At 63.0% G+C, this 21,005-nt stretch carries 21 protein-coding genes; 14 read left to right on the top strand and 7 right to left on the bottom strand.

All coding sequences use genetic code 11. The features are described 5' to 3' along the window. The first annotated feature begins 29 nt into the window (after window positions 1–29). Window positions 30–383, top strand: coding sequence for a hypothetical protein (locus IVB45_RS26715; RefSeq protein ID WP_027566546.1), 354 nt, complete (start codon window positions 30–32; stop codon window positions 381–383). 169 nt (window positions 384–552) lie between these two features. Here the strand turns inward: IVB45_RS26715 and IVB45_RS26720 are convergent, their stop codons facing one another. From IVB45_RS26720 to IVB45_RS26735, 4 genes are all read right to left on the bottom strand, one after another. Then, complete coding sequence (locus IVB45_RS26720) at window positions 553–762, bottom strand: hypothetical protein (protein ID WP_027566545.1); 210 nt, start codon at window positions 760–762, stop codon at window positions 553–555. 131 nt (window positions 763–893) lie between these two features. Continuing rightward, window positions 894–1,799 carry a hypothetical protein gene (locus tag IVB45_RS26725; protein WP_027566544.1) on the bottom strand — a complete coding sequence of 302 codons (906 nt, stop codon included), beginning with the start codon at window positions 1,797–1,799 and terminating at the stop codon, window positions 894–896. A gap of 32 nt (window positions 1,800–1,831) precedes the next feature. After that, window positions 1,832–1,912 carry a pyrroloquinoline quinone precursor peptide PqqA gene (gene pqqA / locus IVB45_RS26730; protein ID WP_018460299.1) on the bottom strand — a complete coding sequence of 27 codons (81 nt, stop codon included), beginning with the start codon at window positions 1,910–1,912 and terminating at the stop codon, window positions 1,832–1,834. Window positions 1,913–2,083: 171 nt separating this feature from the next. Next, entirely contained in the window at window positions 2,084–2,476 is a 393-nt protein-coding gene (locus IVB45_RS26735; protein ID WP_027566543.1) for an EF-hand domain-containing protein, read from the bottom strand. A 343-nt stretch (window positions 2,477–2,819) separates the two neighbouring features. Between IVB45_RS26735 and IVB45_RS26740 the strand changes: the two genes are divergently transcribed. The 6 genes from IVB45_RS26740 (at window position 2,820) to IVB45_RS26765 (ending at window position 8,569) form a co-directional block, all read left to right on the top strand. Further along, complete coding sequence (locus tag IVB45_RS26740) at window positions 2,820–4,484, top strand: methanol/ethanol family PQQ-dependent dehydrogenase (RefSeq protein ID WP_027566542.1); 1,665 nt, start codon at window positions 2,820–2,822, stop codon at window positions 4,482–4,484. Between the two features lie 10 nt (window positions 4,485–4,494). Further along, window positions 4,495–4,851: a cytochrome c gene (locus IVB45_RS26745; protein ID WP_027566541.1), complete on the top strand. Its 357-nt coding sequence runs from the start codon at window positions 4,495–4,497 to the stop codon at window positions 4,849–4,851. Further along, a complete protein-coding gene (locus tag IVB45_RS26750) occupies window positions 4,848–5,777 on the top strand; it encodes a transporter substrate-binding domain-containing protein (protein WP_247359108.1) in 930 nt (309 codons plus the stop codon). Before IVB45_RS26745 ends, IVB45_RS26750 begins: the two co-directional genes overlap by 4 nt. A gap of 126 nt (window positions 5,778–5,903) precedes the next feature. Beyond that, window positions 5,904–6,911 (top strand): FUSC family protein, encoded by a 1,008-nt coding sequence (locus tag IVB45_RS26755; protein WP_247359106.1) that lies wholly within the window; start codon window positions 5,904–5,906, stop codon window positions 6,909–6,911. A 112-nt stretch (window positions 6,912–7,023) separates the two neighbouring features. Then, the gene (locus IVB45_RS26760) at window positions 7,024–8,013 is read left to right on the top strand and encodes a tripartite tricarboxylate transporter substrate binding protein (RefSeq protein ID WP_247359104.1); all 990 of its coding nucleotides are present in this window, start codon (window positions 7,024–7,026) and stop codon (window positions 8,011–8,013) included. 130 nt (window positions 8,014–8,143) lie between these two features. Next, window positions 8,144–8,569 (top strand): hypothetical protein, encoded by a 426-nt coding sequence (locus tag IVB45_RS26765; protein WP_027566537.1) that lies wholly within the window; start codon window positions 8,144–8,146, stop codon window positions 8,567–8,569. A 56-nt stretch (window positions 8,570–8,625) separates the two neighbouring features. On the opposite strand, the gene IVB45_RS26770 is transcribed toward IVB45_RS26765, so the two are convergent. Next, window positions 8,626–9,594 (bottom strand): helix-turn-helix domain-containing protein, encoded by a 969-nt coding sequence (locus IVB45_RS26770; RefSeq protein ID WP_027566536.1) that lies wholly within the window; start codon window positions 9,592–9,594, stop codon window positions 8,626–8,628. Window positions 9,595–10,105: 511 nt separating this feature from the next. Here IVB45_RS26770 and xoxF5 point away from each other — a divergent pair. From xoxF5 to IVB45_RS26805, 7 genes are all read left to right on the top strand, one after another. After that, window positions 10,106–11,911, top strand: a complete 1,806-nt coding sequence (xoxF5, locus tag IVB45_RS26775; protein WP_027566535.1) for a lanthanide-dependent methanol dehydrogenase XoxF5 — start codon at window positions 10,106–10,108, stop codon at window positions 11,909–11,911. 109 nt (window positions 11,912–12,020) lie between these two features. Further along, a complete protein-coding gene (locus tag IVB45_RS26780) occupies window positions 12,021–12,509 on the top strand; it encodes a c-type cytochrome, methanol metabolism-related (RefSeq protein ID WP_027566534.1) in 489 nt (162 codons plus the stop codon). A gap of 61 nt (window positions 12,510–12,570) precedes the next feature. Beyond that, a complete protein-coding gene (locus tag IVB45_RS26785; protein WP_027566533.1) occupies window positions 12,571–13,680 on the top strand; it encodes an S-(hydroxymethyl)glutathione dehydrogenase/class III alcohol dehydrogenase in 1,110 nt (369 codons plus the stop codon). Between the two features lie 33 nt (window positions 13,681–13,713). Then, complete coding sequence (gene gfa, locus IVB45_RS26790; protein ID WP_027519384.1) at window positions 13,714–14,277, top strand: S-(hydroxymethyl)glutathione synthase; 564 nt, start codon at window positions 13,714–13,716, stop codon at window positions 14,275–14,277. A gap of 638 nt (window positions 14,278–14,915) precedes the next feature. Next, window positions 14,916–15,368, top strand: coding sequence for a (2Fe-2S)-binding protein (locus IVB45_RS26795; protein ID WP_007601363.1), 453 nt, complete (start codon window positions 14,916–14,918; stop codon window positions 15,366–15,368). Between the two features lies 1 nt (window position 15,369). Beyond that, complete coding sequence (locus tag IVB45_RS26800) at window positions 15,370–17,682, top strand: molybdopterin cofactor-binding domain-containing protein (protein ID WP_027566532.1); 2,313 nt, start codon at window positions 15,370–15,372, stop codon at window positions 17,680–17,682. A 57-nt stretch (window positions 17,683–17,739) separates the two neighbouring features. Then, the gene (locus tag IVB45_RS26805) at window positions 17,740–18,000 is read left to right on the top strand and encodes a hypothetical protein (protein ID WP_247359102.1); all 261 of its coding nucleotides are present in this window, start codon (window positions 17,740–17,742) and stop codon (window positions 17,998–18,000) included. 306 nt (window positions 18,001–18,306) lie between these two features. Here the strand turns inward: IVB45_RS26805 and IVB45_RS26810 are convergent, their stop codons facing one another. Continuing rightward, window positions 18,307–20,034, bottom strand: a complete 1,728-nt coding sequence (locus tag IVB45_RS26810; RefSeq protein ID WP_027566530.1) for a methanol/ethanol family PQQ-dependent dehydrogenase — start codon at window positions 20,032–20,034, stop codon at window positions 18,307–18,309. Between the two features lie 116 nt (window positions 20,035–20,150). Beyond that, window positions 20,151–20,804, bottom strand: coding sequence for a Rieske 2Fe-2S domain-containing protein (locus tag IVB45_RS26815; protein WP_247359100.1), 654 nt, complete (start codon window positions 20,802–20,804; stop codon window positions 20,151–20,153). Window positions 20,805–21,005: the final 201 nt, after the last annotated feature.

The raw sequence follows: 21,005 nt of genomic DNA on the forward strand, positions 1-21,005 counted from the left end.
ACCAACGAGATTTTCGCGGGAGGTTCACCATGCGGCGCACGCTGATTGCGATCGGCATCCTGTTGGTTGCGATGCCGGGCGCGGCGCTCGCGCAGGCCAAGGGCAAGGGTATCCGGCTCTGGAATCTGACGACGGAGACGATCTCCGGCTTCCAGCTCTCGCCGGCCGGGAAGACCGAGTGGGGGCCGAACCAGTGCCTGAACGACAAGGACAAGGAGGTCGACCACGACGAGCGGCTGCGCATCACCGGCGTCGAGCCCGGCCGCTACGACGCCAAGGTCAGCTATCCCAATGCGCGGCAGTGCATCGTGCGCGACATCGAGATCAAGGCGGATGCGGTGTTCTCGATCGCCGACAAGGATCTGAAGGATTGCAGCAAGTAACGCGGGCTGCGTTACGAGCGTTTTCCCCTCATGGTGAGGAGCGCGGAACGCGCGTCTCGAACCATGCAGGCCCGTCTGTCGCCTGCGGCCATCCTTCGAGACGCTTGCTTCGCAAGCTCCTCAGGATGAGGACCTAAGCCAGTCGCGACCGGCAACGCAGCTCAGGGCTTCACGCCTTGTCGTTCGGGTGCGGATATTCGCAGCGCCACCGCACCGCCTGCCACTTCGGATGGTCGCCGACCCATTGCGCGATATAGGGCGGCGCAGCCATCGCGCATTGCGTCGGCGACCCCGCATAGTTGAACACCAGATGCTGCTCCTCGCAGGTCGCAGGCGAGAGCACCGCACACACAGTCACCACCAGGTCGATCGGGTTCATGCCGGGATCCTCGCAGAGGCGATGAAGTTAGCACAAAAGATTACGTTCCGAGGAGCGGGAAGTTTCAATCCGGCCGCGCGAAATCGAGCGGGAATCGCCCGTCGCCTGTCCCCGCAACCGGTGCGCGAGCGCTAGAAATTGACCCCAAACACCAGCCTCGCCTGATGGCGCTCAAAATTGACGAGGTCAAGATTGCCGCCCGATCCGGCCGGACGGCCCCAGGCCTGCATGCTCCAGCTCATGGTTAGGCGCGAGCGCTCCGAAAGCTGGAAATAGGCGGTCGGACCGACGAAGAGGGCCTGGCCTGCGAACTCGCCGAGGCCGATGCCTTCGTACTGCCGGAAGTAGCGCACCTCACCGCCGAGCAGCACATCGGGCCGCACGCGCACGAGGCCGGCGAACGCCGCGCCGATGGTCGAGCTCTTTTCGGACAGCCCCGTCATCTCGAAGCGCGCCCATTCCGGCTGATAGATCAGGTTGAGCGCCCCGATAGCAAAGTTCGGGATCAGCTCGCGATCGAAAGCGAGCGTGAAATCGGTACCGTACATCCGCCCTTTTGCGCCGGAGGTCTCGTCGATGCGGTCGCCATGGAGTTCGGCGGCAACAGTTAACCCGAATGGCGCGCGCTCGCGATCGAGCAGGCGATAGCGCAGGTCGAGCGAAGCGCCCTGGAAATTGAACTGGCGACGGTCGCCGATATCGGGGACGCCGGTGATGTCGTGCAGGGTGGCAGTGCCGCCGACCTCGACGCGGAAGTTCGGCAGCGGCACGACCTCGATTTCGACCTCCTGCGACAGCGCGCGATAGGTCCCGCCGCCTTTGCCGAATCGACCTGTCGTCTGGGTCTGGAATTCGCGCTCGCCGGGATTGCCGACATCGGTGCCGATCATGAAGCCGAAGATGTGCTCGGTATCGAAGCCCTCTTCGGCGCTGACGCATGCCGGCGCGAGCGCGACGGTGCAGGCGACTATGGTCCAGAATGTATGGGCTCTCGCTCGCATCCCCGACACTACCACGGCTTCGACGGTGTTTGCCATCGAAGCCGCGGCAGGTCGTCAGTCTTGCAGTCTTACTTGCGCAAAGCGCAGGCGTACATGTTGATTTCCATGCCGACCGGCACTTCCACGATCTTCGGAGCTTTCCAGGCCATTCGGGGACTCCCAAGGGATTGAGCGCGACATCGCGCCGGCCAAAACCTAGGGCTGCGTCAGGCACAGCGCAAGTCTGGAATCGCGCCGTTGACACAGCGAACGGTCGCATCGCGCTTGCAAATTTCTCTCTCGGGCAACTCGCCTTCGCTCTCAGTCAAGCGGCGCGGTTCTCACCGCAACAAGCGCAGCAGCGCGCGGCCGGCGCGCGAGTTCATCTCCTTCGCATCCAGCGTTCCGTCCTTGTCGGGATTCGCTGCGTTGAAGCGCTGCTCCACCACCGAGAGATATTCGTCGAGCGTGAGAGTCCCGTCGCGATCGGGATCGGCGGCGGCGAGCTCTTTCGCCGTTAACCGTCCGCGCAACTCGCGGGCGTCGAGCGTGCCGTCGTGATCGGGATCGAGCTTGGCGAACAACGCGGCCGCCGCCTTCTTCACCTCGGCGAGATCGAGCGTGCCGTCATTGTCGGTATCGAACGTCTTGACCGCATTGCCGGAGGCCGACCATGCCGGACCGGACAGCAGTGCAATCGTGAGCGCAAGTGCAACAGAGCGACGCGATATCATGAAAACCTCCCAGACCAAGAGCTCCGATTCGAGCCAGATCGACGACATAAGTCCCCAAGCGAGCCTCGGTTCAAGCCCCGAATTGCAGCCTGCGCCCGTACAACTTGCGGAACCCGTCGGCCCGACCATTGCCGTGGCGCACGCGCTCCTGCTCCGTGTCGCGGAATTTCTTCAGCGCCTGCGCACAAGTGAGAGTTGCTTGTCAGCTCTCCGTCAGATGACCGGCATCCCGCGCCGCCCACCATATCGGCATCGCAATTACGACTTTCGTATTGACGCGTTTTGCATTCGGGCGGAGTGTTGCTGTCGCAGCGTCAATAGGCGCGCATATTGGGAGGAACGGATGAAACGCTTTGCGATGGCCGCGAGCCTCGTCATGCTTGCATCGACTTGGGCAAATGCACAAACCAGCGAGCAGCTGGTCAAGGGCGCGACCGATACATCGAACGTTCTCAATTACGGGATGGGCTACAATCTCCAGCGTTTCTCGACGCTGAACCAGATCAACAAGGACAGCGTCAAGAACCTTGTCCCGGTCTGGAACTACTCTTTCAACGACGATCGCAGCGAGGAATCGCAGCCGCTGGTGTACCAGGGCGTGATCTACGTGACGTCGCACAACGCGACCATGGCGGTCGACGCCAAGACCGGCAAGCAGATCTGGAAATCCAAGGTCGAGTATCCTGCCGAAACGCCGCGCATCGTCTGCTGCGGCATCATCAATCGCGGCGCAGCACTCTATGACGGCAAGGTGTTCCGCACCACGCTCGACGCCAACGTGATCGCGCTCGACGCCAAGGACGGCAAGGAGCTGTGGCGGCAGAAGGCGGCCGATATCAAGGAGGGATATTCGATGACGGTGGCGCCGCTGGTCGCCGACGGCATCGTGATCACTGGCATCTCCGGCGCCGAGTTCGGCACCCGCGGCTTCATCGACGGCTGGGATCCCGCAACGGGCAAGCATTTGTGGCGCACCCATTCGATCCCCTCCCCCGACGAGCCCGGCGGCGACACCTGGAAGGGCGATACCTGGAAGCTCGGCGGTGGCTCGACCTGGATTACGGGCTCCTATGACCCCGAGCTGAACACGGTCTATTGGGGTATCGGCAATCCCGGACCGTTCAACTCGGCGGTTCGCCCGGGCGACAACCTCTACACCTGCTCCGTGCTGGCGATGGATCCCAAGACCGGCAAGATCAAGTGGCACTACCAGTTCTCGCCCAACAATCCATTCGACTATGACAGCGTGGCCGAGATGGTCCTCGCCGACATGAACGTCGAGGGCAAGCCGACCAAAGTGTTGATGGACGCCAACCGCAACGGCTTCTTCTACGTGCTCGACCGCACCAACGGAAAGCTGCTCGCGGCCAATCCCTACGTGAAGGTCAACTGGGCGACAGGAATCGACATGAAGACCGGACGTCCCATCGAGACCGACGTCTCGAAGGACGCGCGTGAGGGCAAGAAGGTGACAGTTTATCCGTCGATCCTCGGCGGCAAGAACTGGGAGCCGATGTCGTTCAATCCGCAGACCGGCCTCGCTTACGCCAACACGCTAGCCTTCGGCGGCAGGTACAAGACCGAACCCGCCACCTTCAAGCAGGGTGAATGGTATCTCGGCATGGACCTTACCGATCTCTGGGAATGGGGTGATGGCCCGCGCGGTCATCTGAAGGCGATCGATCCCATGACCGGCAAGGCGAAGTGGGAAGCACCAAGCGACATCCCGCGCTTCTCCGGCGTGTTGTCGACTGCGGGCGGCGTCGTGTTCTCGGGCGCGCTGACCGGCGAGTTCGAGGCCTTCGATGCCGACACCGGCAAGAAGCTCTGGCAGTTCCAGACCGGCTCGGGCATCGAAGGACAACCGGTGACCTGGCAGCAGGACGGCGTGCAGTATGTCGCGGTGACGAGCGGCTACGGTGGCGTCTACTCGCTGTTCTCCGGCGACGAACGGCTGGCCAAAGTCCCGCCCGGCGGCTCGCTTTGGGTTTTTGCGGTCAAGCAATAACCACGGCACGATGCTGAGAAAGCTATCTCACAAGACGGTGGCGATCCTCGCCACCGTCGCGGTGCTGACGGTCGCGCTTGCGGCGACCGTTCGTGCCGCGGATGATTCAACCGGCAATCCCGTGCAGGCACAGATCGACCACGGCAAGTCGACTTATGCCGAGAAATGCTCGCACTGCCACGGTCCCAACATGATGAACCCCGGCACCATCACGCCGGACCTGCGCGCCTTCCCCGACGACAAGACGCGCTTCGTCACCACCGTGAAGAACGGCAAGAACAACAAGATGCCGCCTTGGGCCGATATTCTCAGCGACGAGGAGATCGGGAATCTCTGGGCCTTCATCTCGAGCCGGAGAAAACCATGAGGCGCTGGCTGGCCGCTTGGAGCATTGCCGCGATCCTCGCGGCGGCGGCCGCGGCTGCACGCGCGGCCGACGATCCGCTCAAGATTTGTCTCGACGAAGACAGGCCGCCGCTCTCGGTGCATCACAAGGGCAAGCCGGGCTCGGGTTTCGACGTGCTGCTGGCGCAAGCGATCGCCGATCGGCTCGGACGGCCGCTGACGATCCAGTGGTTCGAGAGCAAGCTGGACGAGGATTCGAGCCCGCAGCTCGAGGCCAATGCGCTGCTGTCCGACGGGCGCTGCTCGCTCGTCGGCGGCTATGCGCTGACGACGGACTCCCTCGTAAAGCCCGGCATGAAAACGGCGCGCCTGCCGGATTTTGCCGGCGCCACGCGCGACGACCGGCGCCGCCGTGTCGCACTCGGCGTGCTCGTGCCGAGCCAGCCCTATGTCTACTCGCCGATCACGGTCGTGCTCGGACCGAAGGCGCGGGGTCGCAAGATCGCCGATATCGGCGACCTCGCGGGCCTGCGCCTCGTCATCGAGAGCGGCTCGCTCGGCGATGCGATCCTCATGACCTTCGACAAGGGGCGCATGATCGACGACATCACCCATCTCGTCCCCGGCCGCGATGATCTCCTCGGTGCACTTGCCCGCGGCGACTATGACGCGACGCTGATCGACCTCGGCCGCCTCGACGCCCATCGCGCCGCGCACCCCGATACAGCGATCACCGCGTCCGGCTACTACTATCCGATCGGGGCCAATCGCGGCTATGTCGGGCTCGCCAGCGATCCCGCGCTGACCGACGCCGTCAACAAGGCGCTGACCGGGCTTGCTGCCGAGGGCAAGATCGCCGAATTCGGCAGGCAGGCGGGGCTGACCTATCTGCCGCCGCGTGAGCCCGCGATCCTCGGCGACGTCTGGATGAAGATCATTCAGCGTTGACCGGAGCGTCCGGCTCCCGGAATGACGGATAAAGTGGTCGGCGATGGGCCGCTACAACCATGGCTAGCTCGGCGACATTCTGCACCCTATGATGCCGCCGTTTTCATTCGGCCATCTGGTGGCATCGTGAATCCTTCCGCCGCAAGCCTGCGCGATCTCCTCTCGCGCGAAATCAAGACCGGCGAGCTGGTGCGGGCGCTGATCGTCGTGGGCCCGATGGTCGCCGCCTATTTCATCGCGCACGAGACGGCGCTGCTGAATCTCGGGTTGGTCGCGGTGTCGTTGCTCATTCCCGCACTCAGGCTTCACCTGCCGCCGAAAGTCGTCGCGTGGCATTATCTCGCCATCCTCCTCACCTTTGCCGCGCTGTTCCTCGCGAGCCCGATCAAGCCGCTATTCGCAGTGCTGACGGCGCTCGCCGGATTCCTTGCGGTCGCAGTGACGCGCCACGGCGAACATTTCCGCACGCTCGGGAATTGGGTGTTCATCCCCGCCGTGTATCTTGCCTGCGAGGTGCGGGAGGGCGTGAGCGCCTCGGAAGCCCTGCGCCATGCCGGCATGATCATCGTGTCCTCTCCGATCGCGCTGGCTCTGGTCTGCGCCATCCGGATTTACGACCAGCGACGGTGCGGCGATGCCGCGACCTCGTTCGGAGCGCCCGCGGCCGGATGGTTTGTGCCCGCGGCGGCAACCGCCCTTGCGGTGTTCGCTGCGGCGGCTCTGGTCGAGATCCTCGATCTCGCGCAGGGCCAATGGGTGATGTGGTCGGCCGCAAGCGTCGTGGTCGGCGATCTCGTCGCTTCGACCGGCAAGCTGAAGCAGCGGGCGATCGGCGCCGTCGCCGGCGTGCCGCTCGGTTTCCTCGCCGGCATGGTGCTGCCGCAAAGCCGGGTCGGCTATGCGCTCGCGGTTCTCGCGGCCACCCTCACGCTGATCTCGTTCTCCCGCTACATCATCGGCTTCGGCCTGCGCTGCTTCTTCATCGCGCTAGCCGCCTCTTTCGCCGGCAGCGCCAGCGGCATCTCGGAGGAGCGCATCGTCAACGTGCTGATCGGCGGCACCTTTGGCTTGCTTGCGGTAGCCCTGACCGAAATCGTCTGGCTGCGTGTCATGCGAAAAGCGCGATTGTCCTGATGACGCCCGAATAGGCACAGCGCGGCCCTTCGAATGCGCCAATCTGTCTCGCCTGCCACCATGGCAGAGGCGACCCGATGCAGTACCGTCGGCGACAACCCGGGAGAGAATCATGTCCCCAAAACTCGATCGCCGCCACTTCATTGCCGCCGGCACCGCCACGCTCGCGACGCCTTTCGTCTCGCGCAACGCCTCGGCGCAGGCTGCATGGCCATCGCGGCAAATTCGCATGATTTGCAGCTATCCCGCCGGCGGACAGACTGACCTGCTCGCACGCGCCTATGGCGAATTCATTGCCAAGCAGGTCGGAAAGACCGTCGTCGTCGAGAACAAGCCGGGTGCCGCGGGCGCGATCGGGACGGCGGAGGTCGCACGCGCGGAGCCCGACGGCCACACCATCCTGTGCTCGATCTCGACCACCTACATCATGAACCGGGTGGTGATGAAGACTCCGGGCTACGACATGGACAAGGATTTGACGCTCGTCAGCGTCATTCCGGGCGCCGGCCTGTTGCTGGTGGCGAACCCGAAAACCAGCGTCAAGACGCTGGAGGATTTCGTCGCCTTTGCGCGCAAGAGCGGCAAGGTCAACTTCGGCACCGATAGCGCGGGCTCGGCCCCGCATATGACGGTCCACGAGCTCAACAAGCAGTACGGCCTTGCCATCGAGCCGATCCACTATCGCGGCGAAGCCCCGATGTGGACGGGCATGCTGGAAGGTACGCTCGATGTCGCCATGGGCAGCTACACGGCAGCGCAATCGGTTTTGCAGAGCGATCGCGGCACAGTGTTCGCGGTTCATTCGAAGAAGGTCGACGCCATCCCCGATATCAAGACCCTCCCCGAGCAGGGCGCGACGTCGAAATTCTTCACCGTCAGCGGCTTCTCCGGCTGGGCCGTGCCGAAGGCGACACCGCAACCGGTCGTCGACCGCCTGGCGGAGCTTTGCGTTGCTGCCAACAACGATCCGAAGGTGAAGGAAGTTCTCAACACGTTCGTGCTCGAACCCGCGATCGGCTTCAAGGACACCAACGCGCTGTATCAGCGCGAGCTGCCGATCTGGATCGATAGCGCGCGGTCGCTCGGCCTCGAGCCCTCCTGAACCGCGAGACAAGACGCTCTTCGCGGCGCAGCATTCGACCAAAGCCTAGTGCCGGAAACGTATTTTCCCGCTATGATTGTGCGACGCTGCCGGGAAGCTCTCACCGGCGCGGAACAGAAAGGCCGATCCCATGACACCGGATGGCGTTGCCGTAGCCGTCATGATCATCCTGCTCTTTCCGATGGGCTATTTCACGTTGGCGTCTCCGGCCTTCCTGCTGGTGAAGCTGGATATCCAGCCCGTCGCCCAGCTTTTGCGCGGAATGTTCAATGCGCATTTTCTGGTGATGCGCGTTGCCGGACTCATCGGAGCGGTCGCTTTCCTGCTCGACGGTCGTCTGGTCGCCGCGATGGGCGTTGGCCTTCTTGCAGCCTTGGCGATCTACGGACGCCGCTGGTTCATGCAACGGATGGACGAACAGCTCAGCGCCAGGGACGCCGGCGATGCCGAGGCCCCGCGCCGGCTACGCCGACTACATTGGAGTGGAATGCTCGGCAATGCGGTGCTGCTCGCCGCTCTCCTGACCAGCATTCCCTACATCGCCATATCGGCGTGAGAGACATCGCGGGCGCGCGACGGTCAACCGTCGTCGTCGCCGAACCTGGCGTTTGCCTAATGCTCGTCCGCGGCAACCGCGCCCTGTTGCGCCTTGTGGATCGAGGACGGCACTACGCCAAAATATTTCCGGAACACCCGGCTGAAATGCGATGAGCTGGAGAAGCCCCAGGAGAACGCGACGTCGGTGATGGTCTTGCCGGCGTGGGCCTCGAGCTCCTGGCGGCAATTCTGAAGACGCGCCTGCCAGATGTAGTCGCTCACCGTGGTGCCGCGCTCCGAGAACAGCATGTGCAGATAACGCTTGGAGCAGCCGAGCTCGCCGGAGATCTGGTCGATGCACAGATCCGGATCGCGCAAATGCTCGCGGATGAAGAACTGCGCGCGCACATAGGTCGCTTCGGGACCGACGCGATCGAGCATCGTGTCCGCCTCGCGCAGCGGCAGCAGCAAGAGGTCGATCAGCGAATCGGCGACGCCGACCGCACTATTCGCCGACAGCTTGGCCGCCTCGTCGAAGGTCGCATGGACGAAATCGTGGGCGATCCGCCCCGTTCCCGTGCGTGAGGTCAATTTGCAGGCCGGCATTCGCTGCGACGGGAACCCGCGGTCGCGCAGCAGCGCCTTGGGTACGATCACCACGTCGTGGCGCGTGAAAGCAGGGCTGATGATCGAATGCGGACAGGAGACGTCATAGGCGATGATGTCGCCCGGGTTGATCTCGATGTGGCGGCCTTCCTGCTCGAAATAGGACACGCCGTAAGTCTGGAAGTGGATCTTGATATATGGGTGTTCGTTGGCCTTGGCGCGCGCCAGTGTGTGCGCGATGCGATGCTGGCTGACCTCGATCTGGCAGAGCTTCAGGCGCGAGACGCTGGTGTAGTCGATGCGGCCTTCGAGCGAAGACGCTTCCAGCGGATCAACGTCGAAATGCCCACACAGGCTCGTCAGCCCGTCAATCCAGCTCTGGATCTGCCGCTTCGGCGTCATTCCCGTCGTCGAGAGCGTGTGAATTGTGTCGGACATTAATCCAGCCACTGGTTTGATCCGGAGATTTTGACGCGAATCGCGAGCCGCGCTGCCGGAGCCCTGAACCGTGATTGCGTGACGTTTACCTCGATTTTGAGCGATCTTCTGGAACGAGCGCCATCGTTCCATTGCCACCCTTGGAAGTTAATCCTCCGCCTTAGTTGCAGCGCCGTCAAGGGGAACCTAAGCGTGGAAGACGGTCCCAAAGCGCTGCGGAAGCCGCTGAATTCGCTACTGCAAAATCAAAATCTTCGCGGCCGTGCGCTGTCAAGCAAACCAGCTTCTCTCTTGGGCAAGTTTCCCGATGGCGAAGTCGCTACGGATGCATCAGGAACAACAAAAACGGGCCGCTCCTGCATGTGGACCCGTAGCTCTCATCAGGAGGAGAAAGCACCCAGCATCGTTTCTGGTCCCAAATGTGACCGCCCTGCACGAGCAGACACCGGACGAGAAGCCCGGTGATTGAGCAATGCTTCGGAAAAATAAACGAGACAACGGAGGAATGACTATGCGCAAGGTACTACTGGCGACCTTTCTTGGGTCCGCTGCGGCTCTCGCCGTAGGCAGCGCGTCAGCCAATGACGAGCTGAACAAGATGGCGCAGAACCCGAAAGACTGGGTGATGCCGGCGGGCGACTATGCCAATACCCGCTATTCCAAGCTCAACCAGATCAATGCTCAAAACGTCGGCAAGCTCCAGGTCGCCTGGACCTTCTCGACCGGCGTGCTGCGCGGCCATGAAGGCGGCCCGCTGATCATCGGCAACATGATGTACGTCCACACGCCGTTCCCGAACAAGGTCTACGCTATTGACCTTTCGAACGAGAACAAGATCGTCTGGAAGTATGAGCCGAAGCAGGATCCGAACGTCATCCCCGTGATGTGCTGCGACACAGTCAACCGCGGCGTATCTTACGGCGACGGCAAGATCTTCCTGCATCAGGCTGACACTACCCTGGTCGCGCTCGATGCCAAGACCGGTCAGGTTGCATGGACCGCCAAGAATGGCGATCCCGGCAAGGGCGAGACCGGCACCTCGGCGCCGCTCGTCGTCAAGGACAAGGTGCTGATCGGCATTTCCGGCGGTGAGTTCGGTGTTCAGGCGCATATGAGCGCCTACGACATCAAGACCGGCAAGCTGGCTTGGCGCGGCTACTCTGAAGGACCGGATGATCAAATCCTGGTCGACGCCGAGAAGACCACCGCACTCGGCAAGCCGGTCGGCAAGGACTCCAGCCTGAAGACCTGGCAAGGCGATCAGTGGAAGATCGGCGGCGGCGCCACCTGGGGCTGGATCTCCTACGACCCCGAGCTGAATCTCGTCTACTACGGATCGGGCAATCCTTCGACCTGGAATCCGAAGCAGCGTCCCGGCGACAACAAATGGTCGATGACAATCTGGGCTCGCAACCCTGACACCGGCCAGGCCAAGTGGGTTTATCAGATGACGCCCCACGACGAGTGGGACTATGACGGCGTCAACGAAATGATCCTCTCGGACCAGCAGATCAACGGCCAGCCGCGCAAGCTGCTGACGCACTTCGATCGTAACGGCCTCGGCTACACGCTCGATCGTGCCACCGGTGAGCTCCTGGTCGCCGAAAAGTACGATCCGAAGGTGAACTGGACCTCCGGCGTCGACATGGACAAGAACTCGCCGACCTACGGCCGCCCGAAGGTGCTCGACGCAGCTTCGACCGACAAGGCGGGCGAGGACCACAACGTGAAGGGCATCTGCCCGGCCGCGCTCGGCACCAAGGACGAGCAGCCGGCAGCCTACTCGCCGGACACGCAGCTGTTCTACGTCCCGACCAACCACGTCTGCATGGACTATGAACCGTTCAAGGTGAGCTACACCGCGGGCCAGCCCTATGTGGGTGCGACGCTCTCGATGTATCCGCCGCAGGGTGAAACCCACATGGGTAACTTCATCGCCTGGGACGGCAAGACCGGCAAGATCGTCTGGTCGAACAAGGAGCAGTTCTCGGTCTGGTCGGGTGCGCTCGCAACCGCAGGCAACGTGGTGTTCTACGGAACGCTCGAAGGCTACTTGAAGGCAGTCGACGCCAAGACCGGCAAGGAGCTCTACAAGTTCAAGACTCCTTCCGGCATCATCGGCAACGTCACCACCTATGAGAACGGCGGCAAGCAGTATGTCGCAGTGCTCTCCGGCGTGGGCGGCTGGGCTGGCATCGGTCTGGCGGCAGGTCTGACCGATCCGACCGCCGGTCTCGGCGCAGTCGGTGGCTACGCGGCGCTCAGCAACTACACGGCACTCGGCGGTACGCTGACCGTGTTCTCGCTGCCCAACTAGGCCTCTCAGCATCGCTCCGGCGCGTGGATAAACTCCACGCGCCGGCTCGTCTCACCGAATGCCTTCCGAGGAAAATCTCTTGCGTAAAATCTGCTCTGCCATTGCCGCGATGTTCTTGATCGCGTCCGGGGGAATTGCCGTCGCGGACGGCTCAGGTGACCCGACTGCCGTCAAGCAGAACGAAACCGGCGAATGGTCCGACAAGGAAGGCAACCCAACCTACAAGATCACCGACGGCTCCGTCGACTGGTATACCTATTCCGGATATCGCCGCTATCACTCGGACTGCCATGTGTGTCACGGCCCGGATGGCATGGGCTCGACCTACGCCCCGGCGCTGAAGGATTCGCTGAAGACGATGAGCTATGCCGATTTTCTCGGCGTCGTCGCCTCCGGCCGCAAGAACATCTCGACTGCCGCAGAGAACGTGATGCCGGCCTTCGGCGATAACCCGAACGTCGCCTGCTACATGGACGATCTCTACGTCTATCTGCGCGCCCGCTCCAACGAGGCCTGGGGCCGCACCAGACCTGGCAAGCACGACGACAAGAACGACGCCTATACCAAGAACGAAGATTCGTGCATGGGCAAGAAGTGAACGTGCGGAGCCCGACCAGGACCTGGTTCTTGGCGCCCTGCCGGAATTTGAGGAGCTTAAGATGAAGACACGTGCCGCCGTCGCTTTCGAAGCCAAGAAGCCGCTCGAGATCGTCGAAGTCGATCTGGAAGGACCGAAGGTCGGCGAAGTCCTGGTCGAGATCAAGGCGACGGGCATCTGCCATACCGACGCTTACACGCTCGACGGCTTCGACAGCGAAGGAATCTTCCCGTCGATCCTGGGCCATGAGGGCGCGGGCATCATCCGCGAGATCGGCCCTGGCGTGACCTCGGTGAAGCCGGGCGACCATGTCATCCCGCTCTACACGCCGGAATGCCGGCAATGCAAAAGCTGCCTCAGCCAGAAGACCAATCTCTGCACCGCGATCCGCGCGACGCAGGGCAAGGGCGTGATGCCTGATGGCACAAGCCGCTTCTCCTACAAGGGCAAGCCGATCTACCACTACATGGGCTGTTCGACCTTCTCGAACTTCACCGTGCTGCCGGAGATCGCGGTCGCCAAGATCCGCGAGGACGCGCCGTTCGACAAGAGCTGCTACATCGGCTGCGGCGTCACCACCGGCGTCGGTGCCGTCGTCAACACTGCCAAGGTCGAACCGGGCTCCAACGTGGTCGTGTTCGGCCTCGGCGGCATCGGCCTGAACGTGATCCAGGGCGCCAAGATGGCTGGCGCGGACAAGATCATCGGCGTCGACATCAACGACTCCAAGGAGGAATGGGGACGCCGGTTCGGCATGACCGATTTCGTCAATCCCAAGAAGATCACGGGCGACATCGTCCCGCATCTCGTGACCCTGACGGACGGAGGCGCCGACTACACCTTCGACTGCACCGGAAACACCACAGTGATGCGCCAGGCGCTGGAAGCCTGCCATCGCGGCTGGGGCACCTCGATCATCATCGGCGTTGCCGAATCCGGCAAGGAGATCGCGACCCGCCCGTTCCAGCTCGTCACCGGGCGAAACTGGCGCGGCACCGCCTTCGGCGGCGCGCGGGGCCGCACCGACGTGCCGAAGATTGTCGACTGGTACATGAACGGAAAGATCCAGATCGACCCGATGATTACCCACACGCTCAAGCTCGAAGACATCAACAAAGGCTTCGACCTGATGCATGAGGGCAAATCGATCCGTTCAGTCGTCGTGTTCTAACTCGAAAAGCGTCACCCCAAGGAGGATCGACCCATGACTGTTGCACTCCATCCCTCGATCGATAACGGCATCAAACAGGGCAGCGGCAGCTTCGCCGGCGGCACGCTCGCATGCAAATGCAGCGACCATCAGGTCAAGGTCGCCGTCAAGGGCGACGTCGCGCATAACCATGCCTGTGGCTGCACCAAGTGCTGGAAACCGCAGGGCGCGAATTTCTCCGTCGTCGCCGTGGTGCCCCGCCAGAACGTCACCGTGCTCGAGAACGGCGACAAGCTCCAGATCGTCGATCCATCGGCGGTGATCCAGCGCTACGCCTGCAAGGCCTGCGGCACGCACATGTACGGCCGCATCGAGAACAAGGGTCACCCGTTCTACGGCCTCGACTTCATTCACCCCGAACTGTTCCAGGAACAGGGTTCGCAGGCGCCGCAATTCGCCGCCTTCGTTTCGTCGGTGATCGAATCGGGCGTGAAGCCGGAGCAGATGGGCGGAATACGGGCTCGGTTCAAGGAGCTTGGTCTCGAGCCCTATGACTGCCTGTCGCCGGCGCTGATGGACGCCATCGCGACCCACGTGGCGAAGGCCAAGGCCGCTTAAGCAAAGGCCGCCTGAGCAAAGGCCGCCTGACGTTTGCCGCGCCCCGCCCGCTCGCTGGTTCCACCACACCCAGCGAGCGGACGGAGCCGACCCGGGACAATCGCGGCGATGCCGCCGCTTCTCGACTGCACTTGTGTGGGACCGTCAGCTCCCTCAGTCCTGGTCTCTGAATGACTGCGCAGGACCGCCGGCTTCCTGCTTGAAGTCCGCGGCCCCTGCGTTTCTCCCTCCCTCGACTGAGGCATCCTGCTTCGTCCGCACAGGTCTTCTGGCGGACGAAGCTTTTTTTTATTGTGCCCATCTCAAGAGGCGCGTGGCGTGATGCGGCGCCCTGCTTTTGACAAACCTTCGTTGCAATCTTTTCCCATCGAGAACAGCTGACGAGAGAACACTTGGCTGTGACCGGACCGAAGCGATCCCACTAAGATCGCGTCGTGACGATGCCGCGCGAAATTCAATAATCAAGAACACGACGGGAGGTATCGAGCACATCCGGACATGAATTGGCATTCCTGAGTCCTGCCGGGATCTGCCCGCGCGGGATGACCGTCGGAATGCGACGCCGCGCAGCGGACATTGCACCGACCGGCATCTGGAAAATCTGAAATCAACAAGCTTATGAAGAGCGAGGGACGATCATGATCAAGGTGAAGATCAACGGCCAGGAACAGAGCTGGGACGGCGACCCGGATCTTCCGCTACTCTGGTTCCTGCGCGACGAGGCCGGGCTGACCGGCACCAAGTTCGGCTGTGGTCAGGCCCTGTGCGGCGCCTGCACCGTCATCGTCGACAAGGAAGCTGTGCGCGCCTGCATCACGTCGATCAATGACGTCGCCGGCCGCGAGATCACGACGATCGAGGGACTGCATCCGAACGGCGATCACCCGGTGCAGAAGGCCTGGCGGCAGGTCAACGTCCCCCAATGCGGCTTCTGCCAGGCAGGCCAGATCATGCAGGCGGCTGCGCTGCTAATGGACAATCCAAAGCCGTCGCACGACCAGATCCGCGAAGCGATGTCCGGCAACATCTGCCGCTGCGGCTGCTACCAGCGCATCGAGAATGCGGTCCATCTCGCATCGACGGGAGTGTGACATGAATTTCATCGACAATCCGAGGAAGCTTCGTGGCTTCGAGAAGAACATCAGGGTCGAAAAGGTCTCGCGCCGTAGCATCCTGAAGGGGCTCGGCATCACCGGCGGCTTTGTGCTCGCTGCTCCCGTGATGTCGCGCCAGGCGTTCGCCTACGAGACCGGCGCCGGCAAGATGCCGCACGGCGTCGTGGTCGATCCGCGCGTGTTCGTCGCGGTCGCACCCGACGGCACCGTCACCATCCTGGCCCACCGCGCCGAGATGGGCACGGGCGTGCGCACCAGCCTGCCGCTGATCGTGGCTGAGGAGATGGAAGCCGACTGGTCGCGGGTCAAGGTGGAACAGGCCCATGGCGACGAGGTCAAGTTCGGCAACCAGGACACCGACGGCTCGCGCAGCACGCGGCATTATTTGATGCCGATGCGCCAGATCGGTGCCTCCGCACGCACCATGCTCGAGCAAGCCGCCGCGAAACGCTGGGGTGTGCCGGCAACCGAGGTCAAGGCCGTCAATCACGAGGTCGTCCACAGCGCGACGAGCCGCAAGCTCGGCTTCGGCGAGCTCGCGGCCGACGCCGCCAAGGAATCGGTGCCGAGCATCGAAGGGCTCAAGCTGAAGGACCCCAAGGACTTCCGCTATCTCGGCAAGGGCCAGATCGGCATCGTCGATCTCCATGACATCACCACCGGCAAGGCGCGTTACGGCGCCGACGTGCGGCTGCCAGGCATGAAGTATGCCGTGATCGCGCGCCCGCCGGTGACCGGCGGCAAGCTGGTCAAGTTCGATCCGGACGCGGCGTTGAAGGTCCCCGGCGTCGAGAAGGTGATGCAGGTGCGCGGATGGCCGTGGCCGTCGAAATTCCAGCCGCTCGGCGGCGTTGCCGTGATCGCGCGCAACACCGGCGCGGCGATCAAGGGCCGCGACGCGCTGAAGCTGACCTGGGACGACGGCGCCAACGGCAAATACGACTCCGTCGCCTACCGCAAGGAGCTCGAGGAGGCCTCGCGCAAGCCGGGCCTTGTCGTGCGCCAGGAAGGCGACGCCGAGGCTGCTCTGAAGGGCGCCGACAAGATCGTTGTCGGCGAATATTATCTGCCGCACCTGGCCCATGTCAGCATGGAGCCGCCGGTGGCGGTCGCCGATGTCAAGGGTGACAAAGCGGAGATATGGGCGCCGGTGCAAAGCCCGGGTGGCACGCGCGAGGACGTCGCGAAGACGCTCGGCATTCCCGAGGGCAATGTCACGGTCAACGTCACGCTGCTCGGCGGCGGTTTTGGCCGCAAGTCGAAATGCGACTTTGCGCTCGAGGCCGCGCTGCTGTCGAAGGAGCTCGGCGTGCCCGTCAAGGTGCAGTGGACGCGCGAGGACGACGTCCGTCACGATTTCCTGCACACGGTCTCGGTGGAACGGATCGAGGCGGGGCTCGACAAGAGCGGCAAGGTGATCGCCTGGCGCCATCGCAGCGTGGCCCCGAGCATCGCCTCGACGTTCGCGGCGGGTGCAAAGCATGAGGCGCCCTTCGAGCTCGGCATGGGCCTCGTCGACATGCCCTTCGAGATCGCCAACATCTCCTGCGAGAACCCGGAGGCCGCGGCGTTCACCCGCATCGGCTGGTTCCGCTCGGTCTCGAACATCCCGCGCGCCTTCGCGGTGCAGTCGATGGTGGGTGAGATCGCCCATGCAACCGGCCGCGACCAGAAGGAGACGCTGCTCGCGCTGATCGGCAGCCCGCGCATCGTCAAGCCTGCTGTGAAGGACATGTGGAACTACGGCGAGCCCTTGGACAGCTATCCGATCGACACCGCGCGCCTGCGCAAGGTGGTCGAGCTGGTCGCCGAGAAGGGCGAATGGGGCCGACAGGTGCCGAAGGGCCATGGCCTCGGCATCGCCGTGCACCGCAGCTTCGTCAGCTATATCGCGACCATCGTCGAGGTGGCCGTCGACGACAAGGGCAAGCTGACGGTGCCGCGGGTGGACACCGCCATCGACTGCGGCACCTATGTCAACCCCGAGCGCATTGCCTCGCAGATCGAGGGCGCGGCGATCATGGGGCTCAGTCTCGCGAAATACGGCGAGATCACCTTCAAGGACGGCAAGGTGCAGCAGAAGAACTTCGACGACTTCCAGGTGCTCAGGATCGACGAATCCCCTGCGGTGACCAACGTCTACATCGTGCCGCCCGGACCCGACACGCCGCCGAGCGGCGTCGGCGAGCCCGGCGTCCCGCCATTCGCGCCGGCGCTGATGAATGCCATCTTCGCCGCGACCGGAAAGCGCATCCGCAGCCTTCCGCTCGGCAAGCAATTGGAAGCGTAAAGGCGGGAACACAAGGCGGCCTCGCGCCGTTTGCATCGATCTGACAGGAGCAGATCGATGACCCATATCTCAAAGGCGCTCGCAGTCTCATTGCTGTCGAGCGCCTTTCTTTTGACGGCCACTGGCGCATACGCCCAGAGCAACACCACGCCGCCGACCACGGCGACGCGCCCCAGCACGCCGGACCAGAACTCCCTGCCCAACGCCAATGCCACGCCGCCATCGACCACCCAGACCACCGGGCAGCCCAATCCCGATCCCAAGGTTCGCGAGATGAACCAGAAGGAAAAGGACAAGGTCGAGCGCGAGGGGAAGTAGCGATCTGCGCATCGGCGTTTTGACGTCGTGATTATCGGCTCTACTTCTTCGCCGAACCGCATCGTTGTGCCCTCTCCCCTTGCAGGAGAGGGCAGCGACGCCGGTTGCCACGATCACGCTGGGTGAGGGGTATGCCTGCGCGAGCCTCGCACGTTGAGATGCGCGGATGGAACCCCTCATCCGGCGCTTCGCGCCACCTTCTTCCGCAAGGAGCGAAGGGAAGACGCCAACGCAAAATGCGGCGGACGTTGCCGTCCGCCGCATTTGCCCCCTGACACTCCGCTTCTTTCGATCCGCCAGCGGAGCTTATTTCTTGAGCGCGAACACCCAGATCACGCCGCCTTGCGGCACGTTGGCTTCGATGCCGATATTGTTGGTCACGAGTGCATCCTGGATGCGCTGCGCATCCACGCCCCATCCCGACTGGATTGCGATGTATTGCGTGCCGTCGATCTCATAGGACACCGGCATTCCCATGATGCCGGAGTTGGTCTTCTGCTCCCACAACAGCTCGCCGGACTTCGCGTTGAAGGCGCGGAAGTTACGGTCGTTGGTGCCGCCCACGAAAACGAGATCGCCCGCGGTCGCCGTTACCGAGCCGAACAGCTGCGATTTCGGGAAGTTGTGTTGCCACATCTTCTTGCCCGTGACGGGATCCCAGGCCTGGAGCTCGCCGAAATGATCGGCACCCGGCTTCGTCTTCAGGCCGATGTCCTCCGGCTTGGTGCCTAGCCAGAGCTCGCCGGGCTTGAGCGGAACCTTCTCGCCGGTGAACCCGCCGCAGAAATTCTCGTTGGCGGGTACGTAGACGAGGCCGGTCTTCTGGCTGTAAGCCGCCGACGGCCAATCCTTGCCGCCCCACAGCGACGGACAGAACTCCACGCGCTTGCCGACCATCGGCTTGTGCGCGGGGTCGACGATCGGCCTGCCGCTCTCGGCGTCGATGCCTTTCCAGACGTCAGTGGAGACGAACGGCCAACCGGCGACGTAGTTGATCTTGGTCGGCGTGCGCTCGAGTATCCAGAAGATCGCATCGCGTCCCGGATGGACCAGGCTCTTGATGTTGCGACCGTCACGTTGCAGGTCGATCAACATCGGCGCTTCGACCTCGTCCCAATCCCAGGAATCGTTCTGGTGATACTGGTGATAAGTCTTGATCTTGCCGGTGTTCGGATCGAGCGCGAGTACCGAGGAGGTATAGAGATTGTCGCCGGGATGCATCTCGCCGGGCCACGGCGCGGCGTTGCCGACGCCCCAATAGATCGTCTTGGTGTCCTTGTCATAATTGCCGGTCATCCAGGCCGAGCCGCCGCCGTTCTTCCAGTCCTCGCCCTGCCAGGTGTCGTGGCCGGGTTCGCCTTCGCCCGGAATCGTATAAGTCCTCCACAACTCCTTGCCGTCCTTGGCATCATAGGCGGCGACATAGCCGCGCACGCCGAACTCGCCACCGGAGCCGCCAACGATGACCTTGCCGTCGACGATCAGCGGCATCAGGGTCATATACTGGCCCTTCTTGTAGTCCTGCACCTTGGTGTCCCACACCACCTTGCCGGTCTTGGCGTCGAGCGCGACGACATGGTCGTCGGTGGTGGCGAGATAGAGCTTGTCCTCCCAGAGGCCGACGCCGCGGCTGGTCGGATGCAGCTGGAACAGATCGTCGGGGAGCTGCCGCTTGTAGCGCCAATATTCGTCGCCGGTCTTGGCGTTCAGCGCAATCACCTGCCCCATCGGGGTTGCCACGAACATCACGCCGTTGTTGACGATCGGCGGCGCCTCGTGGCCTTCGACGACGCCGGTCGCGAAGGTCCAGACCGGGGTGAGGTTCTTCACATTCGAGGTGTTGATCTGGTCTAGTGGGCTGTAGCCCTGCCCGTCATAGGTCCGCCGGTACAGCATCCAGTTGGAGGGCTCCGGGTTTTCCAACCGCTGCGCGGTGACCGGCGCGTAGTTCTCGACCGGGCCTGATACGGCGGCGGTCGACGCAAGACACGTGAAGGCGACGAAGCCGGACAGTAACCACTGCTTCCTGGTCATGGACGTTCCCCTTTTTCATCCGTTTGAATTCTTGTTTTGAATTCTTGTCGTTCGTCCCGTCGTCCGCCCATCGGCGGATGCGGCCTCTCGTGACGCGGGCACAACCCGCACGTCCATCATCCCGGCTGCGCGCCACCTACCTTTCCGACGAAGTTTCCGGCGACGGTGAGCGAGCCGTCAGCCAGCGCCAGCGGCAGCGCAGCGAGACGTCGCGGCGCCGGCCCGAACACGACCTGCGCGGCCGCGCGAGGATCGTATTCGGAGTTGTGGCACATGCATTTGAGCACTTCCTTGTCGCCGACATCGCTCTTCACCCAGGCCGTGACAGGACAGCCGGCATGCGAGCAGATTGCCGAATAGGCGAGGATGCCGTCGACAGCGCGCGCTTTCGTCTGCTCGTCGAGCTCGGCGGGGTCGAGGCGGATGATCAGAATCTCGTTGAGGCGCGAGGCGCTGCGCACGACCGACGTCTTCGGGTCTTTCGGCCAGGCATGCACCGGCGGGCCGCCGGCCGACAGATCGGCCGCTGTCACGGGCTTTCCCTCCTGATCGCCTTCGGAGAACACGAGCAGATCGCCCTTCTGAGGCCGCTCGTCGGAGCCGGGCCCATCCTCGCCCGCGTGGACCTGCGTGGAACAAGCGAGGCACGCCGTGGTGGCCAAAGCACTCATCAACAGCGCCCGCCGGGTTTGCTCCGTGCACGCGTCAGCTTCGGATTCCGCTGTGTTGTCGGAGGATGAAGAGGATGTGTTGAACGATGCACGTGACATGTTCGCAAGCAGGCGCTGGAACTCTGCCGAAAAAAAGGCAGAGATTTTTCCCGCAGTGCATCAATACGGCTTTGCTCGCACTGATTGAACGCGAACACGCGCATTCACGCGCATTTTCTCGATTGCAACGTCACGCCACGCGACCGGCATAATGATTTTGCAGATCAGGTAAAAGCTATCGGTATTGGTGCAACGCGCCAA

This window comes from Bradyrhizobium sp. 4, from assembly GCF_023100905.1.
Lineage (GTDB): Bacteria > Pseudomonadota > Alphaproteobacteria > Rhizobiales > Xanthobacteraceae > Bradyrhizobium.

Bases quoted from the DNA above. Each gene is read 5' to 3' on its own strand.
- IVB45_RS26715 (WP_027566546.1), top strand. From the start codon at position 30: ATGCGGCGCACGCTGATTGCGATCGGCATCCTGTTGGTTGCGATGCCG.
- IVB45_RS26720 (WP_027566545.1), bottom strand. From the start codon at position 762: ATGAACCCGATCGACCTGGTGGTGACTGTGTGTGCGGTGCTCTCGCCT.
- IVB45_RS26725 (WP_027566544.1), bottom strand. From the start codon at position 1,799: ATGGCAAACACCGTCGAAGCCGTGGTAGTGTCGGGGATGCGAGCGAGA.
- pqqA (WP_018460299.1), bottom strand. From the start codon at position 1,912: ATGGCCTGGAAAGCTCCGAAGATCGTGGAAGTGCCGGTCGGCATGGAA.
- IVB45_RS26735 (WP_027566543.1), bottom strand. From the start codon at position 2,476: ATGATATCGCGTCGCTCTGTTGCACTTGCGCTCACGATTGCACTGCTG.
- IVB45_RS26740 (WP_027566542.1), top strand. From the start codon at position 2,820: ATGAAACGCTTTGCGATGGCCGCGAGCCTCGTCATGCTTGCATCGACT.
- IVB45_RS26745 (WP_027566541.1), top strand. From the start codon at position 4,495: ATGCTGAGAAAGCTATCTCACAAGACGGTGGCGATCCTCGCCACCGTC.
- IVB45_RS26750 (WP_247359108.1), top strand. From the start codon at position 4,848: ATGAGGCGCTGGCTGGCCGCTTGGAGCATTGCCGCGATCCTCGCGGCG.
- IVB45_RS26760 (WP_247359104.1), top strand. From the start codon at position 7,024: ATGTCCCCAAAACTCGATCGCCGCCACTTCATTGCCGCCGGCACCGCC.
- IVB45_RS26765 (WP_027566537.1), top strand. From the start codon at position 8,144: ATGACACCGGATGGCGTTGCCGTAGCCGTCATGATCATCCTGCTCTTT.
- IVB45_RS26770 (WP_027566536.1), bottom strand. From the start codon at position 9,594: ATGTCCGACACAATTCACACGCTCTCGACGACGGGAATGACGCCGAAG.
- xoxF5 (WP_027566535.1), top strand. From the start codon at position 10,106: ATGCGCAAGGTACTACTGGCGACCTTTCTTGGGTCCGCTGCGGCTCTC.
- IVB45_RS26780 (WP_027566534.1), top strand. From the start codon at position 12,021: ATGTTCTTGATCGCGTCCGGGGGAATTGCCGTCGCGGACGGCTCAGGT.
- IVB45_RS26785 (WP_027566533.1), top strand. From the start codon at position 12,571: ATGAAGACACGTGCCGCCGTCGCTTTCGAAGCCAAGAAGCCGCTCGAG.
- gfa (WP_027519384.1), top strand. From the start codon at position 13,714: ATGACTGTTGCACTCCATCCCTCGATCGATAACGGCATCAAACAGGGC.
- IVB45_RS26795 (WP_007601363.1), top strand. From the start codon at position 14,916: ATGATCAAGGTGAAGATCAACGGCCAGGAACAGAGCTGGGACGGCGAC.
- IVB45_RS26800 (WP_027566532.1), top strand. From the start codon at position 15,370: ATGAATTTCATCGACAATCCGAGGAAGCTTCGTGGCTTCGAGAAGAAC.
- IVB45_RS26805 (WP_247359102.1), top strand. From the start codon at position 17,740: ATGACCCATATCTCAAAGGCGCTCGCAGTCTCATTGCTGTCGAGCGCC.
- IVB45_RS26810 (WP_027566530.1), bottom strand. From the start codon at position 20,034: ATGACCAGGAAGCAGTGGTTACTGTCCGGCTTCGTCGCCTTCACGTGT.
- IVB45_RS26815 (WP_247359100.1), bottom strand. From the start codon at position 20,804: ATGTCACGTGCATCGTTCAACACATCCTCTTCATCCTCCGACAACACA.